This is a genomic window from Bacillus sp. ok061, assembly GCF_900108285.1.
GTDB classification, from domain to species: domain Bacteria; phylum Bacillota; class Bacilli; order Bacillales; family Bacillaceae_G; genus Bacillus_A; species Bacillus_A thuringiensis_S.
On sequence record NZ_FNUW01000019.1, the window covers coordinates 20,443 to 36,078 of the forward strand.

The following is a 15,636-nucleotide window of genomic DNA, read 5'->3' on the forward strand; positions in this document are numbered from 1 at the left end:
AAAGGATTAGCCAGATGCTATTCCTTTTTTTGTTGTAATATAGTTGTAATTTGATTGTACTGCTCTTGTGTAATCTGTCCTTGGTTATAAAGTTCTCCCATCAGATAATTCATATCACAACTTACATTTTCAGCACCGAATAATTCCCCGATTAAACGTTTTGTTTCTTGTTTTGCAGTCTCTTTTTTCACCTTATTTCCTCCCCTTCATCCAATTAATTATTCAAAAATGTTAAAATAAAGAAAATGAATAACCCCTATAACGTACGAAATGCCACTGCACTCGAAAGTGTAGTGGCATTTCTCTTTTAACAGTTAGCCGATTGTCCCCGGATCCATCCTCATTTGTACAGGTTCTTTAACTTTTGCTTTGCTAAGTTCACTTGATACCGGTGATAACGTCAGCGCAAGAGCACAAACAATAACTAAACCAGCTAGAAATTTTTTCATTTTAACTATCCCCTTATTTTAAAATATCAAAAATTTTTATGTAAAATAAATTACCTTCTTTCAAAAATCGATGATACGCTTTCTGACGCAGCTCAGGGTTTTCTATAGCAACAGCTAAGTATAAATCCTGAAAAGCTGTACGATTCTCAATTTTGTACAACATTTTAGCTGCTTCCTCATACTCATTTAAAGAAATTTTCAGCAGCGCTTGCTCAGCTTTATCATGGATATATTCCAATTTTACAGGAAAATTATGAATTATACAACAAAACGAAAATGTATTTTCAACTAATTTCCGCTTCAATAGCGACTTACTGTTTGTTATTTTATCTAATTCCAGTAGTGACTTTTCAAAATATTGAACGGATTTCTCCGCATCTTCGAAAACGTAGCTTTCCCCCAACACACTATATGCTGTAGCTTTTAACAAACGTGGGGCTTCTTGTACCCCCAATACCTCAAACAGCAAACATCTTGCAGTTTCTACTTCATCCTGCATTAAATACGCGTATGCACATATTGCTTTTAATTCGGCATCAATTAACGTTTTTTCTAATCCTTGTGGCATTTCACATATTTTATCTTTAATCACATCATGCATCGTAGTAAATACGTTGTAAGCCCCCATGTCAAAATACCCATAGACACTTAATAAGTTTACTAAAACATTTACATTAACCTTATTTAAATTCACTTTTGCTCGAAGATTGTCTAGGCTCTTAAAAAATTCTTTTGAGCGTAGACTTCCAGATTGACGTTCCAAACCAACTTTTAAAATATCTTTATAGTTCTTTGTTACCGTATGTTTACACTTTCTTTCGAGCAATTCTTTTAATATATCTGTATAGCCCGCTAAATACACGTAGTACATGGCTGTCCTAATGTCCGATTCTTTTTTCGTAGATTCCAAAAACTCTTGAACTGTTTTTATTTTTTCATTCTCGTTTTCCGTACTCACCAAAATTTTCATCAGTTTCGAAAAATTCATAGGCACCTGACCATTCATTGTTTTCCACAAATTTGATTGTGATAAACTTGTGATTTTAGAGAGTTTAGTAGGCGTTATATCTTTTTCTACCACAATGTTACTTAAGTTTGTACAATTCTGCACGACGGGTCCCTCCCTTGAACTTAAGACACCCCTTCTGTTTTTCTCAATAGGAAAACGTACCACCATGCTAACATGGGCTAAGAAGTATGATATACTTGAAGTTGACTCATGGAAAGTTTTCCCTACGTACACTAGGGTAAAACGTTAAAGTAGTGCGGCGGCACTACTTTAACGCCGTGGGTCTTTTTGCTCTTTTATTTTATTATTTTTATCTTATCATAAAATTTAGAACATTCGTTTCACTCTTTTCTCAAACCATATTGAGAAAGTTTTTTCTAAATCTTTCAGAATTCCCACAAGAATATTTTACCAACAACAGAACTAATGTTCTAGTTTTTTTCTGTTTTTTGGTATAAATAATGTCACTAATCATTTTAAATACAAACTATCTGTCAACTATAGTTAAAAAACATGCCTTTATTTATACTAAAGGCATGAACACTTTTGGAGAAAATTTAAAAAAATTTAGAAACAGTCACACGCTAACACAAGCAGAGCTTGGTGATAAGATCCAATTAAGTCGGAGTCAGATTAGTAACTTAGAAAACCACTTTAATGAACCCGACTTAGATTCGTTAGATCGAATCGCATCCTTCTTCAATGTATCTATTGATGCGCTTTTGGGACGAAACATCCCAGAATCTGAAGAACGATTAAAAATCATTCTCGAGGAGATTCAAACGGTTTTCGCAGGCCTGAATGAATCTCAACGAGAACAATTCTGTAAACAACTCCTTTTCTACACACAATTTCTAAATGAGAAAAAAGAGTTGTTATGAATCGATTGTAGTAGAAAACTTTTCCATATTCAACGGTAAAGTTTCCCATTACAACATTGGAAAACGAGGAGGCACATGTCTTCTCGTTTTTATTTTTATCCCCTAATTATACATGGCATTGGCATTGTAAAAGATAAATAGTTCGCCCACTCAGACATATTCGCTTTTCCTAAAACAAATGCCCCTTCTTCTTTCAACCGCTTCACAATTGTTGCGTCTTGATCTGCAATCCAATCTTTTAATACATAAGTTCCTGCACTAGTCGGCATCACTTTTTCCGTCTGTACATTATCTTTTACAACGACAGGAATACCATATAAATTCGACTTTTTGTTTCTACCTCGCTCTTGATCTAACTTCCTTGCTTCTTCCATCGCATTAGGATTTATCTCTGTAACAGAATTTAATGTTGTTCCATTTTGATCATGTTCTTGTATTCTAAAAAGATAAATACTCGTTAATTCTTCATATGACAACTTTCCATCATCAATCATTTTTTGAAGCTCATCTACAGTCGCATTTACGATTTCTTTTTCTTTTATCTTTACATTTTCTATATTGATTCCTTTAAGCTGATTATGTATCGGTTGTAGCACTCTTTCTTTATCATATACAATGCGCTCAGGTCCCTTTGGAAAATAATTTTTATACACGTAATATCCGCCAGCACATGCTAATAAGACAATACCTCCAGCGATAGACAGCGTTACCTTTACCCATTTCTTCATGTTGCTTCCTCCACTCTATAAGATGCTTAGCTATACAAAAAAGAGAGTTACCTTTTACTTAACTCTCTCCAATCAAAATGCTAAATGAAAAAATGAAAGATTTCAATCTAATTACTTCTTTTTTTGCATTTGCTTTGCTAACATTTCTTTCACTTGATTATACGTTAACCCTGAATTTTTATTTAAACGCTTTACTTCCTCAACATCAGTACCTACCACTGTATATTTTTTCTCATCATTCATTTTTCTAATTCCCTTCTCACCGTATTATTTCTTATATTTCTTCCCTAAATCCGCCTAAATTAACACCACTACAAAAAAGGAAGCTGTTTTTAAGCACAGCTTCCTTCTCGTTACATATTGTATTTCTTAATAAAATTTCACTACATCTTCAGTAGGCAAGAACGTTCTTTCTGCTGGTTGTTCATTTGGCTCACCAAATGGCATTTGTCCTACTAAACTCCACTCTGCCGGAATGTTCCAAGTTTCTTTCACTTCAGCATCTACGATTGGATTGTAATGTTGTAATGATGCACCAATTCCTTCAGCCGATAATAACATCCATACAGTATGTTGTAACATTGCATTTCCTTGATGAGACCAGAATGGGAACTGATCTTTATATAATGGTGCATTTTCTTGCATTTTTTCTACTGTTGCTTGATTTTCAAAGAATAACACAGTCCCAACACCTGTATGGAAACCTTTTAATCTTTCTACAGTCGCTTCAAAGTTTTCTGCTGGTACGCGAGCTCTTAGTGTTTCTTTAACAATATCCCAAAACTTTTCATGCTCTCCATCCATTAATACAACCATACGACCACTTTGCATATTGAAAGATGTTGGTGCGTGTAAAGCTGTTTTTAAAACTTCTTCAATTCTTTCTTTCGTAATTGCATCGTTTTTTGTTACTTTACGAATAGAACGACGGTTCACAATTGCTTCTTTTAAGTTTGTTGTAGTTGCTGACATTTTAATTCCTCCAAATATTTGTTTTATAATTTATTTTGTTATTTCATAACAAGCGAATTAACAATATCCATCTGTATTACATTGCATACCTTCAAATGAATTTGTTTTATCCTTTTCAATTTCTTTATCAATGACTCTTTGTAGCGTTTCTTTACTAGCTAGCCCTTGAATGACTTCATCTCCAATCATGACAGTTGGAACAGCCATAATATTCGCTTCATCATATGCGTGCTGAATTGCTTCTTGATGCTTTTCTTTATATTTACGAGTTACTAACGCATCTTTAAATTCAGCTTCAGGAAGACCTACTTCTACCGCTAATTTTGTTAAAACATCAATATCTTCAATGTTTTGCTCTTCTTGGAAAAATGCTGTGAATACGCGGTGATGATACTCATTTCCTAGTCCACGTTCTTTCGCAAATTGACACCCTTCGAAAGCTAAATGTGTATATGGATGCGGAGAAACACGTGGCAAACGCATATCGATTCCTAACTTCTTCGCAGTTGGAAGAATAAAAGCATCCCATGAGCCTAATTTTTCTGGCTCATTCCATGGATCAATTTTTGCATATGGACTTGGACGTAATTCAAATGGCATCCATTCAATTTCTACATCTTTCTCTTTCGCTACTTCATCTAATGGACCTTTTGCTAAAAAACAAAATGGACATATAAAATCTGAGTATACTTTCATTTTTACAGTCATACTTTTACACCTTACCTTTATAGTTGTAATCGAATCAGTTACATTAGTGATAAAAAAATATAAATATTATTTAAGCATTCATTTTTTCTTGCAAAGTTTCAAACAACTGCCCCATCGTAATATTTCTCAAAACTTCTTCCATCGCGGATTGTGCTTGAATTAAAATAATTTCTAGCACCGCTTGAATGTTCGCCCCAATTGGACAATCTGGATTCGGTTGGGCGTGAATATGAAATAGCTTATCTTCTTCGACTACATTCACTGCATGATACACATCTAACAATGTGATTTCATGTAAATCTTTTAGTAATCCCGCGCCACCTGGTCCACGATTTACATAAACAAAGCCAGCTTGTTTCAAATACGACATAATTTTACGAATGACTACTGGATTTGTATTGACACTCTCAGCCATATAGTCTGAAGTGCATAGTGAAGATGGATTGTTTTTTAAAATAGATAAAATATGAACAGCTATAGAAAAGCGGCTACTAATTTTCATCGTAATCACCACCTCGATGTAATCATTATAGTTACAACTAAAAAATAAGTCAATCCTTTTCATAGATTTTTTATAAGCAAATTAAAAAGTGTCCCATTATGATATATGAGACAACCCTTTTTATTCTGCAAATAGCGCTTGAAATTCTTCAATAAATAGCTGCACAGCGATTGAAGAATCCTTTAATGAAGGAACAGCTAAAGCAATTTCTCTCCATACTTGTGGTTCCAATTCTCTCGTTTGCACATTTTTTGGTAAATTCGTTAAAGATAATTCAGCTAATATTGCAATGCCTAATCCTTCTTGAATCATATTTAAAGCTGTAGTAACGGTTGATATTACATACTCAGCCCGAAGTGGTACGTTTGCTTGTTTAAACATATCAATAATAGGTGGTTCGTATCCACCCTTACATAATATGATCGGTTCATTCTCTAAATCACTAATTGTAATAGAGTCCTTCTTACAAAGAGGATGATCATCTCTTAAGATAGCAACCATTTTCCCCTTCGTTAATGGAACAATCTCCATCTCTTTATTAGGCAAAATAACAATTCCTATATCAACAACCCTCGATACTAACCAATCTTCAACTTCTTTAATCGTTCCTTCACAAAGAACTACTTCTAAGTTCGGATACTTCTCCTTAAAAAGGTTTATCATTTTGGGTAAAAAATGTGCAGAAGCGCTCGGAAAACTCCCAATTCGAATCGTCCCAACTTCGTGCCCTTTCTCCATCGCAACTTCTTGTTCAATCTTCGCTACACCGTTCAAAATCTCTCTAATATGTACAAGAATCCTATTTCCTACATCCGTAACGAGTAGCCCTTTTCGTTTATCACGTATAAGAATAGTAACTCCTAACTCTGACTCAATACTTGAAATCGCATGACTAACAGCTGGCTGCGTCATATTTAACACCCGAGCAGCTTTCGTAAAACTACCTAACTCAACGGTTTTTATTAATACTTGCAGTTGTGTAATGGTCATAACTAATCACTTATACTCCTCATAAAAAAGATTCATTTTATTTATTACAGTTGATATCATATCATAGTGAAATGAATAACAACAAGGAGGTCTTTCAGTGACACAGCTTTCTCGAACTAAGACGGCCATAATCCTTACTTTTCTCGTTTTCATGTGGGGAATCAATTGGCCTTTATCAAAGTTTGCCCTGCATTATACACCACCTGTTTTATTTGCAGGCGTTCGAACTTTAATTGGAGGATTCATTTTACTCCTTTTCGCATTACCGAAATACAAAGAGTTACATTTAAAAGAAACGTGGCATTTATACGTTATTTCTTCTTTACTTAACATCATTATATTTTACGGGTTACAAACTGTCGGCCTTCAATATATGCCTGCTGGGTTATTTTCCGCCATTGTATTTCTACAACCAGTTTTACTCGGTATTTTCTCGTGGATATGGCTTGAAGAATCAATGTACGGCTTGAAAATTTTCGGGCTCGTTCTCGGATTTATTGGCGTAGGTGTTATTAGCTCTAGCAGTTTAACTGGACATATTTCTATTATCGGAATCCTTCTCGCGTTAGGATGCGCGATTGGCTGGGCACTTGGCACAGTATTTATTAAGAAGACTGGTCACCGTGTTAATGCCATTTGGATGGTAACACTTCAGCTTATTATTGGTGGACTTTGCTTAATTGGATTTGGTTCAGAGTTTGAAAGCTGGTCTAGTATCGCTTGGAGTATGCCATTTGTTAGCGTACTTCTCTTTATTTCGTTCTTCGTTATTGCAATGGGGTGGCTTGCATACTTCACACTTGTGGGAGCTGGTGAAGCAAGTAAAGTTGGGGCTTATACATTCCTCATTCCACTAATCGCTATTATTGTAAGTTCAATTTTCTTACATGAGGCCATTACAATGAGCTTATTTATTGGGCTATTATTTATTGTTGTGAGCATTTGTTTTGTAAATATAAAACCGAAAGCACTTGCTATAAGGCAGCAAGTTGAAATGAAATAAACGTAAGAAAGAGCCTGCTGTTTGTAGGCTCTTTCTTACGTCTTACTTTTTACGACGTACTACAAAAACACACGCACTTACCGACGATACTATCGCCAAAATAGATAAGACAATTGCTATCAATTGCATATTACTAGTACCTTCATTCTTTTCTACACGAGACACTTCACCATGTTCTCCTGTTAATGACGTACCTTTTGCAATTGTAGTAAGTGAATGTGGTTTTTCAGCTTTTTCATCGCCTGTCCATTCAACAATTTCTCCGTCTTTATATTGTTGATATGCGTCCCAAGCTATTTTTTGCTCTTTATCCGGATTTTTAGCGACGAAAGTAAATCGCTGGAACTGACCTGTTAAAATTCCTTCTCCTGTCGCTTCCCATACTACAGTTTTAACTTTTCCGGCATTATCTTTTTGCTCCTCAACTTTCCATCCTGGCACTGGTTCATACTGTTGGAACTCCACTCCAGACGGTATTTTCAGTGTAACTTTTGTCGTTGCTACATTTTTTTCAACTGGTACTTTTATCGTATAAGTCTCCCAAGAACCAACGTCAGAAGTTGCTGGTTTTACAGTGACGTGCGCACTAACAGGTAACGAAAACATTCCCATTGCAATAATTGTTGCGATCATTGTTGTTCCTAATTTTTTTATACGTTTCATTTTCTATTTACTCCTTTTCATCTATAACATCTGTTTATCCTGCTACTCGCTAGCAGCATGATTGGTAAAATTTTATCTGCCACCTACAATAAATTTAAAATCTGTATCGAAACTATCAAGAGATTTTGTTAATCCATGAACATGTATATTCCAGTTTCCTGTCATATTAATATACATACCTTCTGCTTCATATTCTCCTGGTGAAACTACTGAAACTTTAAATGAACCTTTTCCCATGTTCATATCTAATGATTGAGTCGTCAATATCATTTGTTCCATACCAGTAACAGGCTGTCCCTTTTCGTCCTTTAGTGTAATATGGAATTTATTTTGTCCTACCTTATTCGGACTTACATTTAGCGTAAGTTCATATCCATTATCTAATTGCTTACTCTCTGTAAATGGTCCAGTAGGAGGCATCGGTGGTGTTTGTACGTTTGTCATAAAAGCTACGATTACGAAAATGATAATTCCAATGACAAACTCTACTTTCACCGTAGCTCCTAATCCTTGCTGCGCTCTTATTCTCCCTTTCACATAATGAATAATTCCCAATATCCCCATGAAAATAAATAATAGTATCTTTGCTAATAAAGCCAATCCATACTTCGTATCAAATAACGAGTGGATTGTTGGAATAAAAAATGTACTGTTAAAAAGGCCTGTTATTAAAATCACGATGACAGCACCTGTTGCCCACGGTGAAAAACGCTTAATCATATCCCAATACATATGCCACTTGTTATCCTCTTTACGTAAAAGAAGAATAATAGATGATAAACCACCAACCCATAATGAAGCTGCTAATAAATGTAGAAAATCCATAACGACAGCAATGTTTTTAAACTTTAAACCGTATGCGTGACTATTAAAGGCCTTCATAACAAGTAACCCTATAAACAATAGTATTGGAATACTCCATACTTTAAACGACGAAAACTTCTCATGCTTCACCGCAAAATACGTAACAATTATAAGCGTACTAATGAGAACCATTTGAGTAATCCATACATAACCAAAAACAGAAAGCTGTAATGTTTCTTTTAATAGTAAAGGATTGAATGCTTCTAGCCATGAAACATCAGCATTTATTTTCGCTTGCAGTGGTAGATTGAATAACAAGCTAATTAATATCCCAAATAAAGAGATCCATATTATGTTCTTACTCCTTGATCGAACCGAGGTTGCATTGCCTTTATACATAATAAGATTAAAGAATAGCACTCCTATAAATAGTGAGAAACTTGCATATAAAATTCCACGTTCCATAATCATATCGATTTGTGGGACGTAACCCATCTCTTCCACTTGTATATCGTCTGTTTCCGCTTCCGCTAATCCAACCCGGAACGGGATAACTCCTTGAATTGGATGTCCATCAGCTGAAATCACTTTCCACTGAATAGAGTAAAGACCATTTTTGAGATTGTCTTTTAATCCAGCTTCTAATAGCTTTTTATTTTTTTTATCAATATGAGCATCTTTTAAATCAACCCTTTTACCTGATGTATCTCTCACGTACAATGTATTAAAACTTGAAACTTGTATGTCCTCATCGAATTCGATTTTTACAACAGATGGTGCTTTCTTCAATGTTTCATTTTCAGTAGGGTTTGATTTCACAACGTACGCATGAGCAGATGCACTTTTCGGTATCAATATGATAAGCACACATGCAAGTAATAACCATGTCCCTAATCTTCTCATTACTTTCACACTCATTTCACTTCTCTCTTCCTCATCGCTCTATTTTCATTACTTTAACTTCCAAAGTTTGATTCTCCGTAGAAATATTAACCTGATTAAATATAAATTTCTATAAAGTATAACTCTTTATTTCTATTCCACCTCTAAACTTCCAATATAATAGTAACTATTATGATAGATACAACTTACATTTTTAAAGCCGATTGTTATTATATCATAAAATATATTTATGTAAGTTATCAATGAAGAAAAGTTATCGTGAATCATTTGTGAAGAAAATGTGAAATACATAAATAAAAAGGTGTTACGTAATAACGTAACACCTTTTTAAAAATATCCTTCTTCTATTTCTCTTCCGGATAATCACAATACTCGATAATCGTTCCTTCTGTATCCGCTGGGTTAAGATATATTAATCTTCTACCGTGCTTATTAATCCGAAGTGTATGCTCTAATGTCCGAATACCTTGTTCTTTTAACTCTTCTAGAGCCACATCTAAATCATCGACACGATACGCAACGTGATGAACACCTTTACCTTTTTGTTTAATAAAACGGGCAATTGGAGATGTCGTATTATTCGTCGGTGCAAGTAATTCAATTCTATCTCCATCCACTTCAAGAATGGCTACTTCGCTTTCCACACCAGGAGCTTCACTTACGTAACGATCTATTAAAGTTCCTAGTAACACATTTTCATAAAAACGTATCGTACTATCTATATCTCGAACTGCGATGCCGATATGATCAATTGTTTTTTTCATTTTATTTCCCCTACTACTTTATTTTTTCTATCCTTATCAATAGTAACAAAAAAAGTTATAGAAACAAGTTCTATAACTTTTTTATTTAACCTATTTTCTTATTCGCACTAGCTGGTTGAACTTGATTTTTTGCTTTTACAACGCTAATGCCATATCCGATAAATCCACCGATAATCGCTGGGAAGATCCAGCCTAATCCTACTTCCTGCATCGGAAGGAATTTAGTGAACACTTGGCTTACTACTTCAATGTTAACTCCAGCTGCACTTAATCCATCGAATAAGCTGATGATAAATGTTACGATTAAGCTCACTTGATAAACTTCAGCTCTTCCTTTGAATAATGAATGGAAGAATGTTAAGAAAATCAATACGATTGCTAGTGGATAAATTGCTGTTAATACTGGAACAGAAACTGCGATTAACTGTGTTAATCCTACGTTTGCAACAATTGCACTAAATACACATAGTGTGATTGCAATTGCTTTGTAAGGAACATTTGGGAATAACTTATGGAAGAATGAAGAACATGCTGATACAAGTCCCACACTAGTTGTTAAACAAGCTACTGTAATCATTAATCCTAATAATACTCCGCCATATGATCCGAAATAGTAGTTAGAAACTTTCGCTAATACTTCTCCGCCGTTCTCTAAATGTCCAAGCTTTGCAACACTTGAAGCACCCATATAAGAAAGAGCTGTATAGATAATTGCTAAAATAGATGCTGCAATTATTGTCGCTTTTGCACAAACGACCATAATTTGTGTTTTCGTTTTCGCACCTTTTTCTTTAATAGCATTGATGATGATAATCCCGAATACGAATGATGCGAGCGTATCCATCGTTAAGTATCCTTCTTGGAATCCTTTAAAGAATGCATGTGATGTATAAGCTTCCACTGGTGCTTGCATATCTCCAATCGGATGTATAAAAGCAACGATTACTAAAATACCGATGAAAGTCAACTTAATTGGCGTTAAAATTTTTCCAACAATATCGACAATTTTCGCGGGATTTAGCGAAAAAAAACAAGTGATGCTAAAGAATATAATTGTGAAAAGAATTAAAGGTGTAGAACCTACTCCCTCTGGCATAAACGGCTTAAGACCAATTTCATAAGATACATTTCCTGTTCTCGGTATTGCAAATAACGGACCGATCGCTAAGTATAAAACTGTTGTAAATACAATCCCGAACACTGGGTGAGCACGATTTGCTAATGACTGTAAATCATCTTTACCTGAAAAACCAAATGCTAGTACACCTAGTAATGGTAATCCAACACCAGTTACTAAAAATCCAGCGTTAGCAATCCATACATTCTCTCCTGCTGATTGACCAAGCATCGCTGGGAAAATTAAATTTCCTGCTCCAAAAAATAGTGCAAATAACATTAATCCAATAACTACTATGAACGAAAACGGTACTTTATTCGCCATATTATAACCCCCATTCAAATTTCCTTATCTCATTTTCCAATTTTAACTAATTGAATTTTCTGAATATTTAATTTAAGTATCAACTATTCTTGAACTCATTATAGTTTGCTATATAATATTTTGCAATACTATTTTCGAACTTTTCTTTTATTTTATAAACATACATTTTTTAACATGAAAAACAGACTAAAAAACCAACACGGTCATCCATGTTGGTTTTTCCATTTACTATCATAAATTAAAATTTCGCTGCTACTTTTTTAACGTTTTCTAGACCTTCTTCAACAATTTGTTGTGAACGATCTGGATATTGATTGTGCCCTTCAATTACAACTGTCTCTGGATTTGTAATTCCCCAGAATCCAAGTACAGTTGTTACGTAATTAACTGCCATTTCCATAGGAGCCATTTGCTCTGAAGAGTAATCTGAACCACGAGCACCTAACACAACTACTTTTTTACCACCAACTAAACCTTCTGGGCCATTTGCTGTATATTTAAACGTTTTTCCAGCTTGAGATAAGTATGAAATATATGTGATTAATGGTGCTGGTACTGTAAAGTTCCATAATGGGAATGCAAATACAACCTTATCAGCTTCTAAAAACTGATTTAAATATTGATCTACTGTAGCAACTGCCTTCTCTTCTTCAGCTGTTAACTCCATGCCTTGGCTACGTTTATATCCACCTGAAATCGCGATATTTCCGTAATAAGGAAGATCTAATGCAAATAAATCTAATTCCGTAATTTCTGTATTTGGATTTGCTTCTTTATAAGTACTTACAAATGTTTCATACATTTTTGAACTAACTGCTTGCTCCGCTGGACGATCGTTTGCTTTTACAAATAATACTTTTGACATTTTTTTATTCCCCTCTACATTCGTATTTTCTTCTTTTTTACCAAATAATGAGCTAAATAGTCCCATTTTCTTCACCTAATCTTTCTTTTCATATTCATTATTCATCATCATAAAAATTCTTATTCTAAGAAAAAGTTTCAATAGATACCTTAAGTTAAGCTATCAAAACTTTTTGTTATTTAATTACCTTATGTAAGTGATTTTAATATAGTTACTTACTTTATTCAAGTAACTTTTAATAAAAAACAAAATCTCAATTTAAAAATATTAACTAAAATACAATTGAACACCAAATACATCTTTATTACTTGTATAATAAACTTAGAGAGGAAAATTCATATATAGAAAGGATTTATTCATGAGCACTATAGAAAAAATTCAAACTTTTATTATTCTTTTTGCTGTTACATGCGGCATCGTACTCGGACAATTTAATTTGATACATATGTATTCAGAACAATTTATTGTCCCCTTCTTATTTTTTATGCTATATGGATTATTCCTCAGCATCCCATTAAAAGAAATAAAAAACGGATTTCGCAATTTAAAATTTGCTGGAACAAGTCTTACTATTAACTTCTTATGGACCCCTTTACTCGCTTGGGGATTAGGAGCACTATTTCTTTCAGATCATCCAGCACTTTGGGTTGGATTTATAATGTTAATGGTTACTCCATGCACAGATTGGTACTTAATCTTTACTGAAATAGCGAAAGGAAATGTAGCACTTTCTACTGCAATTTTACCTGTAAATTTAATTTTGCAAGTACTACTCCTTCCAATTTATTTATTTTTATTTGCTGGTGTCATGAAAACTGTAGCGGTTTCTGTTTTAGTAGAAAGTATTGTTATCGTAATCGTCTTACCATTTATACTTGCACACGCTACAAAATTCATTATGAATAAACTGAAAAAAGCTGAAACACTCGAGAATAATCTCATTCCGTTTTTCAGCTCTGCTCAAATTGTATTTTTAAGTTTAGCAATATTAGCGATGTTTGCCTCACAAGGTAAGTACTTATTACAAAATATGAATGTTGTTTTATTGTTACTTATACCAGTATTACTGTTCTTCATGATTAACTTTATACTAGGACAGTTTGTAGGACGTATGATGCATTTATCCTATGAAGACACTGTAAGCCTAAGCTTAACAACATTAGCGAGAAATTCGCCTGTTGCACTCGCAATTGCTGTGACTGCTTTTCCAGATGAACCTCTTATTGCACTTGCACTCGTTATTGGACCGTTGATTGAGTTACCGGTACTAGCTTGTGTTTCACAAGTTTTGTTGCTTATTAAGAAAAAACGGCAATACGCATAATAAAAAACGTCCCATTTTGGGACGTTTTTTATTATGGAAAGATTACATACAACACTTATTTCTTATTTCTTATTTCTTATTTATCAATACAAATGAAATTACCGAAACTACAAACGTAATAATACCAATTGTAATAAAGTGAAACTTTAATCATTGGAGGTTTTGTTCATCCCCCAATGATTATTAGCCCTCACCACTCCCGCATTAACAGATCCTTTCTAATTAAAAATGATAGGAAACGTAAATATAACGAAAGCTGCCCAAAGTCCGTATATTGGCAAATACTTCGTAACGGCATCTTGGATAGCTTTTGGTCCTGATTTATTTTGCAAGAAACGCATATAGGCAAACATAATCCAAATGAGATTTGCCCAAATCAGTATGTTTACTCCTAAAACAGCAAGTCTATTAGGTGTAATCCCGTAAGAAGAAAGTCTAAATACTATGGCTGACAATGCGACAGTGTCAATAATAAGCGCCAGAACAATTAAGGAAAAATTTATATAATCTGAAATATTCTTTTTCTCGTCCGAGTCACTTTCAACGATAGAAAATATGGTAACAGCCAATACACCAAGGAGGATTCCGTTGAAGGCCATTAGGAAATTGCGATCCAAGAATGGATTTTTCCCGACCCAAATTACCGTTATAAGATAGATAAGCAACGTGATCAGGACGAGAGGACTAAAAATTTTAGATATGTATGGTGTAATATTTTTAGCAAGCTTAAGATTCATTGATACTAAGTATGCAGCCACAATAGCGAGAGCCGCTGCTCCAAATAAAACAACATTACTAAAATAGAATTCTCCTATATCTAAGTCAACAAAGCTAAATAAACGCATGGTGAATACTGCTAGTATCATTCCGCTCACTGCCATGCTGGCGTAGAGAAGACAATATTCTAAATTAAATTTTATATAGGCTAATCTTGTACTGCCTTTTGAATATTCATTTCCTGTAAACGCAAGCCCTACTAAGACCCATAAAAATATAGGAAGATGTAAATAAGCAAGAATGGTACTGTCTTTATAATTTAATGGCAACGTATTAAGATACATCCCGGAAATAAGGAACAACGCTGCAAGGGAATAAATAATACTTTTTTTGGGAGTATTATTGTAAACAAAATAAGCAGCAATAAAGGGAATTACACCAAAAGCCAAGTTAATTGGAGCAATTGCTTCCTGCTCAACAAAGTGGAAAATGATCCTGGTGCTTATGCCGGCCAGAATAGCTAAAAGGCCCATGAATAAGAAACCTTTTTGAAACAAAGATGTTTTTTCTTTATTTACTTTCTCCTTGAAATGCAACCTTTCATACCAAGCACCTAGAACCTGGGAATCAGGGTTTTGGTCCCATGCTTGTGAGAATGCTTTTTTAAAAGCTTTCGGATCTTTTCTATACATCTTCTCCAACTCATGGGGGTTATCCATATTTTTAACAATCAAATTGTTAATGTTCATAGTTATACCTCCTCTAATTTTAAAAATAAGGTTGTTACCTTTTAACAAAAGCACCTCACTCATTTATTATGATTTTGATTTTAATACAAAATTTATCGTTTTACAATAAAAAATTATTATTTAAAGGATTTTTTTTATCGTTAAATTTTAAATAAAAGAAAAAC

General features: G+C 34.1%; 17 protein-coding genes and 1 pseudogene. 3 read left to right on the forward strand and 15 right to left on the reverse strand.

What is annotated here, in order from left to right:
• Positions 1–17 precede the first annotated feature (17 nt).
• From C4S65_RS34575 to C4S65_RS22095, 3 genes are all read right to left on the reverse strand, one after another.
• A complete protein-coding gene (locus C4S65_RS34575; RefSeq protein WP_103945443.1) occupies positions 18–191 on the reverse strand; it encodes a hypothetical protein in 174 nt (57 codons plus the stop codon).
• Positions 192–314: 123 nt separating this feature from the next.
• On the reverse strand, positions 315–449 hold the full coding sequence (locus tag C4S65_RS35315) for a hypothetical protein (protein WP_000713858.1): 135 nt from the start codon (positions 447–449) through the stop codon (positions 315–317).
• Positions 450–462: 13 nt separating this feature from the next.
• Positions 463–1,560, reverse strand: coding sequence for an AimR family lysis-lysogeny pheromone receptor (locus C4S65_RS22095; protein WP_103945444.1), 1,098 nt, complete (start codon positions 1,558–1,560; stop codon positions 463–465).
• 434 nt (positions 1,561–1,994) lie between these two features.
• On the opposite strand from C4S65_RS22095, the gene C4S65_RS22100 reads away from it, so the two are divergent.
• The gene (locus C4S65_RS22100) at positions 1,995–2,339 is read left to right on the forward strand and encodes a helix-turn-helix transcriptional regulator (RefSeq protein ID WP_001091281.1); all 345 of its coding nucleotides are present in this window, start codon (positions 1,995–1,997) and stop codon (positions 2,337–2,339) included.
• 119 nt (positions 2,340–2,458) lie between these two features.
• Here C4S65_RS22100 and C4S65_RS22105 read toward each other — a convergent pair.
• The 6 genes and pseudogenes from C4S65_RS22105 to C4S65_RS22130 all read right to left on the reverse strand — a co-directional run.
• A pseudogene (locus C4S65_RS22105) lies at positions 2,459–3,067 on the reverse strand (amidase family protein); the annotation flags it as partial.
• A gap of 111 nt (positions 3,068–3,178) precedes the next feature.
• Positions 3,179–3,310 (reverse strand): hypothetical protein, encoded by a 132-nt coding sequence (locus C4S65_RS35320; protein WP_000997344.1) that lies wholly within the window; start codon positions 3,308–3,310, stop codon positions 3,179–3,181.
• A gap of 126 nt (positions 3,311–3,436) precedes the next feature.
• The gene (locus C4S65_RS22115; RefSeq protein WP_001277031.1) at positions 3,437–4,039 is read right to left on the reverse strand and encodes a nitroreductase family protein; all 603 of its coding nucleotides are present in this window, start codon (positions 4,037–4,039) and stop codon (positions 3,437–3,439) included.
• A 57-nt stretch (positions 4,040–4,096) separates the two neighbouring features.
• Positions 4,097–4,747, reverse strand: a complete 651-nt coding sequence (locus C4S65_RS22120) for a DsbA family oxidoreductase (protein ID WP_000216656.1) — start codon at positions 4,745–4,747, stop codon at positions 4,097–4,099.
• Between the two features lie 70 nt (positions 4,748–4,817).
• A complete protein-coding gene (locus C4S65_RS22125) occupies positions 4,818–5,249 on the reverse strand; it encodes an Rrf2 family transcriptional regulator (RefSeq protein WP_071714426.1) in 432 nt (143 codons plus the stop codon).
• 120 nt (positions 5,250–5,369) lie between these two features.
• Entirely contained in the window at positions 5,370–6,239 is an 870-nt protein-coding gene (locus C4S65_RS22130; protein WP_061667428.1) for a LysR family transcriptional regulator, read from the reverse strand.
• A gap of 97 nt (positions 6,240–6,336) precedes the next feature.
• Between C4S65_RS22130 and C4S65_RS22135 the strand changes: the two genes are divergently transcribed.
• Complete coding sequence (locus C4S65_RS22135) at positions 6,337–7,242, forward strand: DMT family transporter (protein ID WP_000192807.1); 906 nt, start codon at positions 6,337–6,339, stop codon at positions 7,240–7,242.
• 42 nt (positions 7,243–7,284) lie between these two features.
• On the opposite strand, the gene C4S65_RS22140 is transcribed toward C4S65_RS22135, so the two are convergent.
• The 5 genes from C4S65_RS22140 to C4S65_RS22165 form a co-directional block, all read right to left on the reverse strand.
• Complete coding sequence (locus tag C4S65_RS22140; protein WP_086407328.1) at positions 7,285–7,905, reverse strand: DUF1775 domain-containing protein; 621 nt, start codon at positions 7,903–7,905, stop codon at positions 7,285–7,287.
• A 72-nt stretch (positions 7,906–7,977) separates the two neighbouring features.
• Positions 7,978–9,627 (reverse strand): copper resistance CopC/CopD family protein, encoded by a 1,650-nt coding sequence (locus C4S65_RS22145; protein ID WP_103945446.1) that lies wholly within the window; start codon positions 9,625–9,627, stop codon positions 7,978–7,980.
• 329 nt (positions 9,628–9,956) lie between these two features.
• A complete protein-coding gene (locus C4S65_RS22155; protein WP_000750850.1) occupies positions 9,957–10,376 on the reverse strand; it encodes a VOC family protein in 420 nt (139 codons plus the stop codon).
• An 85-nt stretch (positions 10,377–10,461) separates the two neighbouring features.
• On the reverse strand, positions 10,462–11,817 hold the full coding sequence (gene brnQ, locus C4S65_RS22160; protein ID WP_098838335.1) for a branched-chain amino acid transport system II carrier protein: 1,356 nt from the start codon (positions 11,815–11,817) through the stop codon (positions 10,462–10,464).
• A gap of 238 nt (positions 11,818–12,055) precedes the next feature.
• Positions 12,056–12,748, reverse strand: coding sequence for an FMN-dependent NADH-azoreductase (locus C4S65_RS22165; RefSeq protein ID WP_000522528.1), 693 nt, complete (start codon positions 12,746–12,748; stop codon positions 12,056–12,058).
• A 292-nt stretch (positions 12,749–13,040) separates the two neighbouring features.
• Here C4S65_RS22165 and C4S65_RS22170 point away from each other — a divergent pair, with 292 nt between their 5' ends.
• Positions 13,041–14,006 carry a bile acid:sodium symporter gene (locus C4S65_RS22170; protein ID WP_098838334.1) on the forward strand — a complete coding sequence of 322 codons (966 nt, stop codon included), beginning with the start codon at positions 13,041–13,043 and terminating at the stop codon, positions 14,004–14,006.
• 218 nt (positions 14,007–14,224) lie between these two features.
• Here the strand turns inward: C4S65_RS22170 and C4S65_RS22175 are convergent, their stop codons facing one another.
• Positions 14,225–15,472 carry a DUF4153 domain-containing protein gene (locus C4S65_RS22175; protein ID WP_001024718.1) on the reverse strand — a complete coding sequence of 416 codons (1,248 nt, stop codon included), beginning with the start codon at positions 15,470–15,472 and terminating at the stop codon, positions 14,225–14,227.
• Positions 15,473–15,636 lie beyond the last annotated feature (164 nt).

Bases quoted from the DNA above. Each gene is read 5' to 3' on its own strand.
- C4S65_RS35315 (WP_000713858.1), bottom strand. From the start codon at position 449: ATGAAAAAATTTCTAGCTGGTTTAGTTATTGTTTGTGCTCTTGCGCTG.
- C4S65_RS22100 (WP_001091281.1), top strand. From the start codon at position 1,995: ATGAACACTTTTGGAGAAAATTTAAAAAAATTTAGAAACAGTCACACG.
- C4S65_RS35320 (WP_000997344.1), bottom strand. From the start codon at position 3,310: ATGAATGATGAGAAAAAATATACAGTGGTAGGTACTGATGTTGAGGAA.
- C4S65_RS22115 (WP_001277031.1), bottom strand. From the start codon at position 4,039: ATGTCAGCAACTACAACAAACTTAAAAGAAGCAATTGTGAACCGTCGT.
- C4S65_RS22120 (WP_000216656.1), bottom strand. From the start codon at position 4,747: ATGACTGTAAAAATGAAAGTATACTCAGATTTTATATGTCCATTTTGT.
- C4S65_RS22125 (WP_071714426.1), bottom strand. From the start codon at position 5,249: ATGAAAATTAGTAGCCGCTTTTCTATAGCTGTTCATATTTTATCTATT.
- C4S65_RS22130 (WP_061667428.1), bottom strand. From the start codon at position 6,239: ATGACCATTACACAACTGCAAGTATTAATAAAAACCGTTGAGTTAGGT.
- C4S65_RS22140 (WP_086407328.1), bottom strand. From the start codon at position 7,905: ATGAAACGTATAAAAAAATTAGGAACAACAATGATCGCAACAATTATT.
- C4S65_RS22145 (WP_103945446.1), bottom strand. From the start codon at position 9,627: ATGAGTGTGAAAGTAATGAGAAGATTAGGGACATGGTTATTACTTGCA.
- C4S65_RS22155 (WP_000750850.1), bottom strand. From the start codon at position 10,376: ATGAAAAAAACAATTGATCATATCGGCATCGCAGTTCGAGATATAGAT.
- brnQ (WP_098838335.1), bottom strand. From the start codon at position 11,817: ATGGCGAATAAAGTACCGTTTTCGTTCATAGTAGTTATTGGATTAATG.
- C4S65_RS22165 (WP_000522528.1), bottom strand. From the start codon at position 12,748: ATGGGACTATTTAGCTCATTATTTGGTAAAAAAGAAGAAAATACGAAT.
- C4S65_RS22170 (WP_098838334.1), top strand. From the start codon at position 13,041: ATGAGCACTATAGAAAAAATTCAAACTTTTATTATTCTTTTTGCTGTT.
- C4S65_RS22175 (WP_001024718.1), bottom strand. From the start codon at position 15,472: ATGAACATTAACAATTTGATTGTTAAAAATATGGATAACCCCCATGAG.